This is a genomic window from Micromonospora sp. NPDC005257 (assembly GCF_042872445.1).
In the GTDB taxonomy this organism is placed as follows: domain Bacteria; phylum Actinomycetota; class Actinomycetes; order Mycobacteriales; family Micromonosporaceae; genus Micromonospora.
This window is the reverse complement of the sequence record NZ_JBIAKL010000011.1, coordinates 1-12,482: the sequence shown is the minus strand read 5'-3', so window position 1 is coordinate 12,482 and position 12,482 is coordinate 1. Positions and strand designations below refer to the sequence as shown.

Genomic DNA, 12,482 nt, shown 5'->3' with positions numbered 1-12,482 from the left:
CCTCGTTCATGAGGGCCGCAAGTGCAAGATCGCGAGGCGAGGGGGAGCTGGGGCGCGAGAGCGAGGGTAGTGGTGGGGTTATGAGGGCTGGGGGGTCAGCAGGTAGTCGCCGTCTTCGGGGCTCCAGCGCAGCTCCACCACGCCGCCGGTGGCGGCGGCCTTGCAGAACTGGAGGAAGCTGCGGTAGCCGAGCTTCTTCTCGCTGAAGTCCGGCCGGGCCCGCCGGAGCTGGTCCTTCAGGCCGGACAGCGCCACCGCGCCACCGTCCGCGGCGAGGTCCACCACCACGGAGCGGAGCAGCCCGAACGCGACCTCCCGGTCACCCTGTTCGGGAAGCGACACCTCCGGATCGCCCTTGGCCGGCCCGGCGGCCAGCTCCACCACGTTGTGCGCCGCGAGGTGGCGCAGCAGTTCCCCGAAGGTACGGAAGCCGTAGTCGGACTCGCTGAACGTCGGGTCCTTGCGGAGCAGGGCACGCTTGAGCGCGGACGCGGTCACGTCGCCGCTGGAGCTGCCCTGCATGCCGGCCACCGTCTGCACGAGCTGCACGGCGAGCGTGTCGACGTCCCGCGCCGAGTCCTCCTCGGCCGGGGCGGTCTCCACCGCCGGCTCGGGCGCGGGCTCGGCCGGCGAGGGCCGGGCCGGGCGCGACCGGCGGGCGGCCGGGGGCGGCACGTCCACGCCTTCCAGGCGGTCGTAGTAGAGGAACTCGTCGCAGGCCGGGGGCAGCAGCGCGGAGGTGGACTTCTCCACCCCGACGCCGATCACCCGCTTGTTGAGTTCGCGCAGCTTGTGCACGAGCGGGGTGAAGTCGCTGTCGCCGGTGCAGATCACGAACGTGGAGATGTATCCACGCTCGAACGCCAGCTCGACCGCGTCCACCGCCATCTTGATGTCGGCCGCGTTCTTTCGCGAGGCGCCCATCCGCTGCGGGATCTCGATCAGCTCGACGTGCGAGCGGGTGAGCATCCGCCGGTCCTCGTCGAAGTACGACCAGTCCGCGTACGCCCGGCGCACCACCACGCGCCCGCGCTCGGCGAGCGCGTCGGCGATCGGCCGGAAGTCGAACGGCCGGCCGCCGTGATGGTCCCGTACGCCCAGGGCCAGGTTTTCGTAGTCGAGGAACAGCGCGATCCGGTCTTCGTGATCCACACTGGCAGCCTAGCCCGGCCGGAGCGCCGGGCCGGTCAGCGCCGCTCGTTCCGGTAGACGGTCTCCCGGCGGGCCACGCGCTGGATCGCGTAGCTGGTGACCAGCAGCAGCAGCGCGAGCACCACCTCGACGCCGGCGACGGTGCCGGTGGCGACGGTGAGACCGAGCAGCAGCAGGATCAACCCGACGACGGCGAGCAGGCCGGCCAGCAGCAGCCGGTTACGCCGTCGCGCCGACCGCTGCGCGTCGTGTCCGCTCACGCCGACCGCCTCTCCCCGGCTCCGGTTACCGATCCTAGGCGCTGGTCGTCGCCGGGGCAGCGGATCGCGACGGCCCGGGGCCGGACACGGACGCGTCCGGCCCCGGGGTCACGGCGGCGGTCAGTGGATCGGGATCGGCGCGGGGCGCTTGTCCTCCCCCGTCTCGCCGTCGAGCAGGTGCGAGGGCTCCCGGCGGCGGGGCAGGAACGCGGCCGGGACGAAGGTCAGCAGCACCAGGCCGAAGGCGACCCAGAAGGTGGTGGAGAAGGAGTTCGCCGCGAAGTCGAGACCGCGCTCGATCAGCGACGGCGGAACCGGGAACTGCTGGGTCAGCTCGGGCTGCTGCTGAGCGGCGATGGCGAGCTGCGCCTCGGTCAGCGGGGCGCCGGCGCCCGGGTCGACGGCGCCGGGGATCGGCCGCGAGCCGTTCAGCTCGCTGGTGAGGATGACCGACATGACCGCGGCGCCCACCGAACCGCCGATCTGCTGGACGATGTTGACGAGCGTGGAACCGCGCGCCACCTCCGCCGCGCTGAGCGTCTTCAGCGCCGAGGTCATGATCGGCATCATCGTGCCGCCCATGCCGAGGCCCATCACGAACAGCGAGCCGCAGAGCAGCCAGTACGACGTGTCGGTGCCGAGCTGGGTGAAGGTGAAGAACCCGGCCGCGATGAGCACCAGCGCGAACGGCACCGTCCGGCCGACCGGCACGCGGTCGGCGAGCATGCCGGCGATCGGCATGGTCAGCATCGCCCCGATGCCCTGCGGCGCGATCAGCAGGCCCGCGGCCAGCGTCGTCTCGCCACGCACCTGGAGGAAGTAGCTCGGGAACAGCAGGCCGGCGCCCATGAACGCGATGATGAACACGAACATGGTGACGGTGGCGATGGTCAGGTTGCGGTTGCGGAACAGCCGCAGGTCGAGCAGCGGGTGCCGAGGGCGGAACGAGTAGAGCACGAAGGCGACCACGAGCGCGCCGCCGGCGAGCATCGGCAGCCAGACCTTGGTGTCGGCGGCGGTGCCGGTCTCGGGAAGCGTGGAGATGCCGTAGAGGAACAGCGCGAGACCGGGCGAGAGCATGAGCATGCCGAGGAAGTCGAACGACTCGGACGGCTCGGCGTTGTCCCGGGGCAGTGCCAGCTGGGCGTAGACCAGGGCGACCAGGCCGATCGGCAGGTTGATGAGGAAGATCCAGTGCCAGCTCGCGACGTCGATCAGCCAGCCGCCGAGGATCGGGCCGGTGATGGGGCCGAGCAGCATCGGGATGCCGAGCACTGCCATCAGGCGGCCGATGCGGTGCGGGCCGGCGGCCCGGGTCATGATCGTCATGCCGAGCGGCATGAGCATGCCGCCGCCGAGGCCCTGGACGACCCGCCAGGCGATCAGCTCGCCGATCGAGTCGGCCGTGGCGCAGAGCCCGGAGCCGATGGTGAACAGCGCCAACGCCACCATGTAGAGGCGTTTCGTGCCGAACCGGTCGGCGGCCCAGCCGCTCAGTGGGATGACGGTGGCCAGCGCGAGCGTGTAGCCGGTCATGGTCCACGCGACGCGGGCGTACGTGGCGTCGAACTCGCTCTGGAAGGTCGGCAGCGCCACGCTGACGACTGTCACGTCGAGGATCGACATGATCGCGCCGAGCACGACGACGCCGGCCACCTTGAGCACGGCGGCGTCGAGCTTCGTCGACGTCGCGACGGGTTGGTGTGTCACTGACGGTCTCCTGGGATCCGGTCCGGCACTTCGAGGCGGTGGCGGCGCCGCGCGCCGTCGGCGGAGCGCGGGCGAACGCGCGGCGGGCCGGCGTTCGGGCGACAGCGTAGCGATGACCTGGGACAGCACGCGGCCGGTTTAGCCGGAGGACGAACCGCGCCGGCGCGGCAGGCCGCCGCCCCGGCGACCCCGGGCACTGCGGTGGCTCGCGGAAAGGGCTGGTGCGCGCCGGTTCGTGAACCTTGGCGGGGTGGGGCGGGCGGCGGCGACCGTGACGAAGGTCATGCCCGCACCGGGCCGCCGCTCAGCCCAGCCCGGCCATCAGTTCGACCTCGGCCGTACGGGAGCGGTCGATGCGGCGGGCGAGTTCGCGTACCCGCTCGTCGGTCCCGGCGGTGACCTGGGCGCGGGCCAGGTCGGCCGCGGTGCGCTGGTGCCGGCTCAGCACGTCGCGCAGCACCCGGTCGGCGTCGGCGGGCGCGGCGGCGCGCAGCCGGTCCAGTCCGGCGGTGGCGTCGCTGTGTCCGGAGTGGTCGTGCCGGGCGGCCGCGGCGGCGGCCGACGGGCCGGCCTCGCGCAGCCATCGGCGCATGGTGGCCAGTTCGTCTGTCTCGGTGGCCCGGACGGCGGCGGCGAGTGTGCGCAGCCGCGGTTCGCCGGCCCGGTCGAGGCCGAGCCGGACGATCTCCAGCGTCTGCTCGGTGTGCGCCACCATCATGGCCAGGAACAGCGCATCGATCCCGCTGACCGCGGCGTCCGCGCCGACCGGGACGGACGGCGCGGCGGACGGGTCCGGGGCCGTGGCGGACGGGACCTGCGCCGGGGCGGACCGGTCGGCGGGCGGGCCGCCGCACCCGGGCAGGGCGAGCACGGCCGCGAGCACCATCCCGGGCAGCGCCGCGGCGGACGCGCGGCGGAGCCGGGGGCCGGCCGGCTCCGCCGCGCGGGTACGCGGGCTCAGATCTGCTGCCACAGCGCCGGTACGTTCGGCGGTTCCCAGCCGGCGATGGCGGTGTGTGCCTGGCGGCAGCGGTAGCCGCGGCCGTCGTAGGTCACCGTGTCACCGACCTGGTACGCCCGCCCGGCGCTCCACGTCCCGCCCGGCGCCGGGGTGCTGGTCCGGGTGGGTGCGGGCGAGGGAGCGGGCGTGGTGGGCGCCGCCGTCGGGGTGGGCGACGGGGTCGGGTTGCCGCCTCCGCCGCCGATCTGGAGGTCGACGCAGGAGTAGAACGCGTTTGCGGTGTCGGAGATGTTCCAGATCGCCAGCAGCTTCTGCCGGCCGGAGAATCCGCCGAGGTTGACCGTGTGGGACACGGTCGCGCCGGGCTGACGGCCCCCGCCGTCGACGACCGCGACGCGGGTGCCGCCGATCCAGTACTCCCAGTTGGCGGTGGCGTGCCGGGCGGTGTTGACCCAGGTGAACGTGACGGTGCCGCCGACCGATGTGGCCGGCCAGTTGCGGCTGTCGTCGTTGAGTACCGCGAACTGGGTGATGCCGGCGTGGCAGCTCCGCAGGCCCTTGGGGCCCTCGACGCTCTGCGGCTCGTACTTGACCTGGCCGCAGTCGGGCACCCGGTTCTGCGCGCAGAGCGCCTGGCGGCTGGGCGGCGAGGAGACGTAGCCGTGTGCTTGCGCGGGCGCGGCGAGCGCCAGCGTGCCGGTCACGGCGCCGGCGGTGAGCAGCGGGAGGGTGATTGTCCGTCGCATGGTGGCAACTCCTTCGGGGGGAACGGAAGGTGCCCCGAACATAAATTAAACATTCTTAACAGTAAAGACTCCTATCTATAAATTAAGTCCTGCACGCCCGGCGCCGGGCGTATGATCCTGATCGATGGCTCGCCGCGCGGAGCCGACCGTCGTTCCTGGGCATCCCGCCGCCGCAAGGCGTCCGGGAGGACGACGCAGACCGGGCATCGCCCCCGTCGTCCCACTCCCCGGAGGACACCCCCGCATGAGGAGATCCACCGCGTTCGCGGCCAGCCTGCTGCTGGTCGCCGCCGCGCTCAGCACTGTCGGCGGGCCGGTCGCCGCCGCCGACCCCACCGAACCGGTCACCGTCACGGTGAACACCCGCGCCGGGCTGGCCACCGTCCCGGCCACCGCGCTCGGCCTCAACCACGCCATCTGGGATTCGCAGCTCGGCAGCGCCGAGACGTCCGACCTGCTCAAGGCCGCGGGCGTGAAGATGCTGCGCTACCCCGGCGGCTCGTACGCCGACATCTACCACTGGGAGACCCACACCGCTCCCGGCGGCTACGTCGCGCCCAACACCGACTTCGACACGTTCATGGCCGGCGCCCGCCGCGTCGGCGCCGAGCCGATGATCATCGCGAACTACGGCACCGGCACGCCCGCCGAGGCGGCGGCGTGGGTCCGCTACGCCAACGTCACAAAGGGCTACGGCGCGAAGTGGTGGACCGTCGGCAACGAGAACTACGGCAACGGCCACTACGGCTCGGCCTGGGAGGCCGACGACCACCCGGACAAGAGCGCCACCCAGTACGCGCGGCTGGTGATCGAGTACGCCGACGCGATGAAGGCGGTCGACCCGAGCATCAAGGTCGGCGCGGTGCTCACCATGCCCGGCAACTGGCCGGACGGGATCACCGCCGGATCCGACCCGGGGCCGTGGAACCAGACAGTGCTCTCCCTCGCCGGCCCGAAGATCGACTTCGTGGACGTGCACTGGTACCCGGGCGGCGGCGCCGCCGACTCGCTGGTCCGCACCAGCCACCTGCCCGACGCGGCCTGGCTGCTGCGCCAGCAGATCGCCCGGTACGCCGGCCCCGGCGCGGACCGGATCGGGATCAGCTTCACCGAGCTGAACGTGGACGCCGGCCGCACCACGGCGCCCGGCGCGCTGTTCCTGGCCGACGCCTACAGCGGCCTGCTGGAACAGGGCGTGTTCACTGTGCAGTGGTGGAACGTGCACAACGGCATCGGCACCGTCTCCGAGGTGGCCGGGCAGACCGACTACGGCGACTTCGGGCTGCTGTCCAGTGGCAACTGCACGAGCGACGGCGAGGTGTGCCAGCCGGCGTTCAACACGCCGTTCGCGCCGTACCACGCGTTGTCCATGATGAACCTGTTCGCCCGGCCCGGTGACCAGCTCGTCCGCGCCGGAACCGACGAGCCGCTGGTGGCCGCGCACGCGGTCCGCCGGCCGGACGGCAGCCTCGCGGTCCTGCTGCTCAACAAGGACCCCGAGAACGCGCATCCGGTGGCACTCGACTACGCCGGGTTCACCCCCGCCGACGAGGCGCCGACCGTGCACACCTTCACCAACGGCGCGACCGCGATCAGCACCGGGCGCTCGGGCGACGCGACCGCCCGGACGCTGCCGCCGTACTCGCTCACCACGCTCGTGCTGCGACCGGCAGGCAGCTCGGCCGGGCGGCCCGGCACCCCGGGGCGGCCGACGGCCAGCGCGGTGACCGACCGCGCGGCGACCATCTCCTGGCCGGCGGCCACGCCCGGCGCGGCTCCGATCGCCAAGTACGAGGTGCACCGGCAGCACGGCGCGGTGAGCGAGCAGCTCGGCGAGACCGCCGGCACGTCGCTCACGGTGGGCAACCTCGAACCGGGCGCCCGCTACACGGTCAACGTGCTCGCCCGGGACACCGCCGGGCGGGTCTCGTGGTCGTCCCCGCCGCTGACGTTCGCCACCGGCAGCCCGGCCGAGAGCTCCTGCGCGGTGCGGTTCAACGACGACAACGACTGGGGCAACGGGTACGTGGCGAACGTCGAGGTGATCAACACCGGCTCGAAGGCGGTGGACGGCTGGACGCTGACCTGGACATGGCCGACGGGCTGGCAGCAGGTGAGCAGCGGGTGGAGCGCCACCTGGGACCAGCAGGGCCGCAACGTCCGGGTGACGCCCACCGCCGACAACCGGCGGCTCGCCGCCGACGGCGGGAGCACCACCGTCGGCTTCGTCGGCGCGTACAGCGGACCTAACGTGCCACCGACGGCGTTCCGCCTCAACGGGACGGTCTGCACGCTGCGCTGACCGCTCCTCAGCCGCGGCCGGGTGGCCGCAGCCGCACGTCGGCCGTCGCCGGGACCTTCGGGTTCCGGCGGCGGCCGGGGCGGCGCGGCGCCGGAACCACGTGCGGGCGCGCCGGCCCGGTCGCGAGCGCCGGCCGGTCCGGCGCGGGCGTCGGCAGCACGGCCAGGATCAGCCCGAGCAGCGCCACCGCGACGACGCCGTCGAGCCAGTAGTGGTTGCCGGTGACCACCACGACGAACGCGGTGGCCAGTGGATGGAGCAACCACAGCCAGCGGCGGCGTCCGCCGGTGACCGCCATCAGCGCCAGCGCGATCGCCAGCGCCCAGCCCACGTGCAGCGAGGGCATGGCCGCGTACTGGTTGCTGAGCTGGTCGGTGTCCGGGGGGCCGTAGACGCTCGGGCCGTACCGGGCGCCGGTGTCGACCATCCCGGTGAGGGCGGTCAGCCGCGGTGGCGCGAGCGGGACCCAGATGTGGAGCACGAGCGCCGCCGCGGTGAGCGCCGCCAGGGCCCGCCGCAGCCGCAGGTAGTGGGCCGGGCGGCGCAGCCAGAGCCAGACCAGGCAGAGGACCGTGGCCGGGAAGTGCACGAAGGCGTAGTAGGAGTTGACGGCCCGCATCAGCGGCTCGTGCGCCAGCAGCGGCCCCTGCGCGAGCGCCTCGTCGGGCAGGCGCAGCAGACGCTCCAGCCGCCAGATCCACTCGCCGTTGGCCAGGGCCGTCTCGGCCTGCCCGGTCACCACCTGCCGGCCCACCTTGTAGGCCAGGAAGAGCACGGCGACGAGCGCCAGCTCACGCGCCACCCGCTGCCATGCGGCGAGACGAGCGGGCGCGGTCCGCGTGACGTCCACGGCTCCTCCTTCGGTTCGTCCCCCCACGGACCAGGGCCGCCGCCGGGGTCGGCGACGGCCCTGGGAGTACGGGCTCAGCGGCGGGCGCGTTCCTCCCGGCCGGCCGAGTCCACGCTCACCTCGTCGAAGGCGGGCGCGCCGTCGACGGCGTCCGCTCCCACCGCCACCGAACGGCCGGTGTCCGGCAGATCGAGGCTGGAACGCAGGGTGACCGGACGCAGCAGCAGCGCCGCAACGATACCGACCACCGCGATGGCGGCCGAGATCAGGAAGATATGCCCGGTCGCGTCCCCGTATGCGGCCCGGACGATCTGCCGGACCGGCTCGGGCAACGCGTCGAGGTTGAGCGTGCTGCCGCCTCCGCCGGAGGTGGGGATGCCGGCCGCGGCCAGGTCGTGCGTGATCCGGTCGGTGACCCGGCGGGCCAGCACCGCGCCGAGCACCGACACGCCGATGGTGCCGCCGAGCGAGCGGAAGAAGGCGACGCTGGCGCTGGCCGCGCCGATGTCCTTGAGCGACACCGTGTTCTGCACCGCGAGCACCAGGTTCTGCATGGTCATGCCGACACCGACGCCGACGATGAACATCGCGATGCCGACGAAGACCAGCGAGGTCTCGTGGTCGATGGTGCCGAGCATGCCGAACCCGATCACGAGCACGACCGCCCCGAACACGATGTACGGCTTGACCTTCCCGCTGGCGGTGATCATCCGGCCCGCCACGATCGAGGAGATCAGCACGCCGGCCATCATCGGGATGGTGAGCAGGCCGGCCTCGGTCGGGCTGTAGCCGCGGCCGATCTGGAAGTACTGGCCGAGGAAGACCGCGCCGCCGAACATCGCCATGCCTACCGCGAGGCTGCCCAGGATCGCCAGGGCGGTGGTGCGCTCGCGGACGATGTGCAGCGGCACCACCGGCTCGGCGGCCCGCGCCTCCACCCACACGGCGAGCGCGAGCAGCAGCACCGCGCCGCCGACCATGGCGCCGGTCTGCCAGGAGAGCCAGGCGAACGAGTCGTCGACGAACGAGATCCAGATGAGCAGCACGCTGACGCCGGCGGCGATGAGCGTGGCGCCGAGGTAGTCGATCTTGACGTTCTTCCGGCGCACGGTGGGCAGGTGCAGGGTGATCTGGAGCAGGAACAGCGCAACGGCCGCGACCGGCACACCGACGAAGAAGCACCAGCGCCAGCCGAGCCAGGAGGTGTCCACGATCAGGCCGCCCAGCAGCGGGCCGCCGACGGTGGCCAGCGCCATCACGCCACCCAGGTAGCCGTTGTAGCGACCTCGCTCGCGCGGCGGGATCATGGCCGCGATGGCGACCTGGACCAGCGCCTGGAGACCGCCGACGCCGATGCCCTGGAAGGCGCGGGCGGCGATGAGCTGCCCGGCGCTCTGCGCGAAGCCGGCCGCGACCGACCCGACCAGGAACACCACGATGGCGATCTGGATCAGCAGCTTCTTGTTGAACAGGTCGGCCAGCTTGCCCCAGATCGGGGTGGTCGCCGTGGCGGTGAGCAGGGTGGCGGTGACCACCCACGTGTACTGCGTCTGGGAGCCGTTGAGCGCTCCGATGATCTTCGGCAGGGCGGTCGAGACCACGGTGGCGCTCAGCATGGCCACGAAGAGCACGAGCAGCAGGCCGCTGAGTGCCTCCAGCGTCTGCCGCTTGGTCATCGGGGCGGCCTCAGCCGTCGCGGTGGGTGCGCTCATCCGCGCGTCCTCCAGGTGTGTCGATGGGGGTTGGCCGCTTCGTTGCCTCAAGCAATCAACACTAAACCTTGCCCGGTAGGCAAGTTTGCCCATTGAGAAATCGCTCACCTACGCTAAGCCGCATGGAGGAGTGCACCGGGCTGCGGGAACGCAAGAAGGCGGCCACCCGCCTCGCGCTGCACGAGGCCGCGCTGTCGCTCGCCGTCGAGCACGGCCCGGACCGGATCACCGTCGAGGCCATCGCCGACGCCGCGAACGTCTCCCGGCGTACGTTCTCCAACTATTTCAGTGGCAAGGAGGAGGCCCTCTTCCACGGCGACACGCTGCGGCTGCGCCGGCTGCTCGCGCTGGTCGCGGAGCAGCCGGCGGAACTCGGGCCGTGGGCCACGCTGACCCGGGCCACCCTGGTCCAGGCCGAGGAGGGCTACGACGACCCGGCCGAGCCCTGGCTCAACCGGCGCCGGCGGCTGCACGGCCACCCGGCCCTGGCCGCCCACCAGGTCGGCGCGTACGCGGCCCAGGAGCGGGAGTTGGCCGCGGAGCTGGCCCGCCGGTTGACCGGACCCGACGCGCCGCTGCGGGCCCGGGTCGTCGCCGCGACGTTCCTCGCGTCCCTGCGCGTCGCCGCCCACGAGTGGCTGGAACATCCCGGGCGAACCCTGCGCGACGTGCTGCGCGACGTGCTCGCCCGCGCCGCCCCGGCGGACGGCTGAGCCGTCCCCGAGATCGGCGGCCGCGCGACGGGCCCCGGACCGCGCTCGTCGCCATCCGGCACGGCAGCGGCCGGCCGAGCCGGTCGGCGACAGCGCCCCGCGCCGGCCTTGACACAGGACCTAGAGTCTCCGCGTGATCGAGATCGTCACCGAGGTCGACCTGTTCCACCCGCCCGCCCGGGTCTGGCGGGCGCTCACGGAACGTGCGCTGCTGGCCAAGTGGTTCGCCGACAGCGCGCCCGGGTCCGGCCGGTGGATCCTTGCCACCGCCGCGCTGCCCGGCTACGACAGCGACGCCGAGGTGGAGACCGTCGAGCTGCGCGCGCCGCAACGGCTGGTGGTCCGCTGCCGGGAGGACGGCCGGGCCACCCGGTTCGCCTGCGACCTGACCCCCACCGCGCACGGCACCCGGCTGTCGGTACGCGAGGTCCTCGAGGACGGCGACTGGGACGCCGACGCCCGCGCCGCGCAGCACGAGCAGGCAGTCACCGGACGGCTGCCGGCGATCCTCGACTGGCTGGCGTTCCAGAACGTCGACCTGCGCCGCGCCGAGGGCGGGCTGACCGCCGAACTGCCCGTGGTCCGGCTCCTCGGCGACGATCACCGCCGGCCCGGGCGGCGCCGGGTGCTGCTGGCGGCCGGCGCGGTGACGCTGCTCGCCGCGGCGGCCGGGGCGACTGTGTGGGCAACCGGTGACGACCCGCCCGCGCCGGCCGCGCCGCTGCCCACGACGTCGCTCGTCATGCCGTCCAGCGCCACGCCGTCGGCCCGCCCGACGACCGCGCGGCCCACGCCCAGCGCGAGCCGCCGCAGCGCGTCGCCCTCACCGACACCGTCACCCACCCGCAGCCGTACGCCGAGCCCGACGCCCTCGACGGTGGCGGCGGCGCCGCTGAGCGCCACCTACGAGACGGTCAACGACCGGGTCTTCGGCTACCGGGGCCAGGTGGTGCTGCGCAACCCCGGACCGTCGCCGCGTCCGGTCTGGACGGTCACCGTGACGCTGCACGACGGCGCCATCGTGGGCAGCGTGAGCGGGGCCGAGGCGAAGCAGGACGGCACCGTGGTCACGTTCACCGGTGGCGCGTTGCCGGGCGGCGACTCCGCCACGATCCGCTTCGACGTCCGCGACCCGGACCCGGCGCACGACGCCCCCGCCGCCTGCACCGCGGGCGACACCCCCTGCACCCCCGCCTGACCCCCACCCCACCCCCACTCACCCTCCGCCCGCCCGCCTCCGCCGCGTCGACCATGACGTCGGGCCGCGGATCCTTCCGCATCGAGCGCGGTCCACCTCATGATCCGGAGGACCGGGCGGGGCGAGCGCGCGTGGGCGCGGGCGGGCGACGGCATGCGGCGCGGTGGGCGCGAAAATGAATTGTTGAGTGCATGGGAGCGCTCCCGTAACATCCCTGACGCGGCTGTTAACGCTCACAAAACAATCGTCACCGCCAATGTCGGAGCCGCTGCCCCCGCAGGAGGTCATTCCATGTCCAGATCCAGATCAGTAAATGCCATATTGGCGTCGGCGGGCGCCGCACTGCTGGCGTCGGGGACCGTCGCCGTGGCGCTGCCCGCCGGGGCCGCCGCCGCGGGATGCTCGGTCAACTACGCGATCTCGTCGCAGTGGCAGGGCGGCTTCGGCGCCAACGTCACCGTCACGAACCTGGGCGACCCGGTGTCGAGCTGGACCCTGACGTGGTCGTTCGGCGCCGGCCAGACGGTGACCCAGTCGTGGAACACGAGCCTGACCCAGAGCGGGGCCGCGGTCACCGCGCGCAACGTCGACTACAACGGGTCGATCCCGACGAACGGCACCACGTCGTTCGGCTTCAACGGCTCCTGGACCAGCAGCAACCCGGTGCCGACCAGCTTCGCGCTCAACGGGGTGACCTGCACCGGCGGCACCACCACGCCGACGGGCGACCCGACCGGCGCACCCACCACCGCGCCACCCACCACCGCGCCGCCGACCACCGCACCGCCGACCACGCCGCCGCCGGGTGGTACGTGCAGTCTGCCGTCGTCGTACCGGTGGTCGTCCACGGGTGCGTTGGCGCAGCCGCGCTCGGGCTG

At 73.1% G+C, this 12,482-nt stretch carries 11 protein-coding genes; 4 read left to right on the top strand and 7 right to left on the bottom strand.

All coding sequences use genetic code 11. The annotated features are described in order from the left end of the window. Positions 1-78 precede the first annotated feature (78 nt). From ACFYO8_RS22710 to ACFYO8_RS22690, 5 genes are all read right to left on the bottom strand, one after another. A complete protein-coding gene (locus ACFYO8_RS22710) occupies positions 79-1,152 on the bottom strand; it encodes a PIN domain-containing protein (protein WP_354869760.1) in 1,074 nt (357 codons plus the stop codon). 35 nt (positions 1,153-1,187) lie between these two features. Next, entirely contained in the window at positions 1,188-1,412 is a 225-nt protein-coding gene (locus ACFYO8_RS22705; RefSeq protein WP_354869763.1) for a hypothetical protein, read from the bottom strand. 120 nt (positions 1,413-1,532) lie between these two features. Further along, positions 1,533-3,122 (bottom strand): DHA2 family efflux MFS transporter permease subunit, encoded by a 1,590-nt coding sequence (locus tag ACFYO8_RS22700; protein WP_387257502.1) that lies wholly within the window; start codon positions 3,120-3,122, stop codon positions 1,533-1,535. 304 nt (positions 3,123-3,426) lie between these two features. Next, a complete protein-coding gene (locus ACFYO8_RS22695) occupies positions 3,427-4,095 on the bottom strand; it encodes a DUF305 domain-containing protein (RefSeq protein ID WP_387190010.1) in 669 nt (222 codons plus the stop codon). After that, entirely contained in the window at positions 4,080-4,829 is a 750-nt protein-coding gene (locus tag ACFYO8_RS22690; RefSeq protein ID WP_354869772.1) for a lytic polysaccharide monooxygenase, read from the bottom strand. The genes ACFYO8_RS22695 and ACFYO8_RS22690 overlap by 16 nt, the downstream gene beginning before the upstream one ends. Before the next feature lie 244 nt (positions 4,830-5,073). On the opposite strand from ACFYO8_RS22690, the gene ACFYO8_RS22685 reads away from it, so the two are divergent. After that, positions 5,074-7,131, top strand: a complete 2,058-nt coding sequence (locus ACFYO8_RS22685; RefSeq protein ID WP_354869775.1) for a cellulose binding domain-containing protein — start codon at positions 5,074-5,076, stop codon at positions 7,129-7,131. 7 nt (positions 7,132-7,138) lie between these two features. Here the strand turns inward: ACFYO8_RS22685 and ACFYO8_RS22680 are convergent, their stop codons facing one another. Both ACFYO8_RS22680 and ACFYO8_RS22675 read right to left on the bottom strand, forming a co-directional pair. Then, the gene (locus ACFYO8_RS22680; protein ID WP_354869778.1) at positions 7,139-7,981 is read right to left on the bottom strand and encodes a phosphatase PAP2 family protein; all 843 of its coding nucleotides are present in this window, start codon (positions 7,979-7,981) and stop codon (positions 7,139-7,141) included. A gap of 74 nt (positions 7,982-8,055) precedes the next feature. Next, a complete protein-coding gene (locus tag ACFYO8_RS22675) occupies positions 8,056-9,693 on the bottom strand; it encodes an MDR family MFS transporter (protein ID WP_354869781.1) in 1,638 nt (545 codons plus the stop codon). Between the two features lie 122 nt (positions 9,694-9,815). Here ACFYO8_RS22675 and ACFYO8_RS22670 point away from each other — a divergent pair, with 122 nt between their 5' ends. The 3 genes from ACFYO8_RS22670 to ACFYO8_RS22660 form a co-directional block, all read left to right on the top strand. After that, positions 9,816-10,406, top strand: coding sequence for a TetR family transcriptional regulator (locus ACFYO8_RS22670; protein WP_357711613.1), 591 nt, complete (start codon positions 9,816-9,818; stop codon positions 10,404-10,406). Positions 10,407-10,539: 133 nt separating this feature from the next. Then, complete coding sequence (locus ACFYO8_RS22665) at positions 10,540-11,604, top strand: SRPBCC domain-containing protein (RefSeq protein ID WP_357711611.1); 1,065 nt, start codon at positions 10,540-10,542, stop codon at positions 11,602-11,604. Positions 11,605-11,895: 291 nt separating this feature from the next. After that, positions 11,896-12,482: cellulose binding domain-containing protein (locus ACFYO8_RS22660; protein WP_354869790.1), on the top strand; the 587-nt coding region annotated here is incomplete at its 3' end.

Excerpts from the sequence above, each read along its gene's own strand:
- ACFYO8_RS22690 (WP_354869772.1), bottom strand. The coding sequence starts at position 4,829 with ATGCGACGGACAATCACCCTCCCGCTGCTCACCGCCGGCGCCGTGACC.
- ACFYO8_RS22685 (WP_354869775.1), top strand. The coding sequence starts at position 5,074 with ATGAGGAGATCCACCGCGTTCGCGGCCAGCCTGCTGCTGGTCGCCGCC.
- ACFYO8_RS22675 (WP_354869781.1), bottom strand. The coding sequence starts at position 9,693 with ATGAGCGCACCCACCGCGACGGCTGAGGCCGCCCCGATGACCAAGCGG.
- ACFYO8_RS22670 (WP_357711613.1), top strand. The coding sequence starts at position 9,816 with ATGGAGGAGTGCACCGGGCTGCGGGAACGCAAGAAGGCGGCCACCCGC.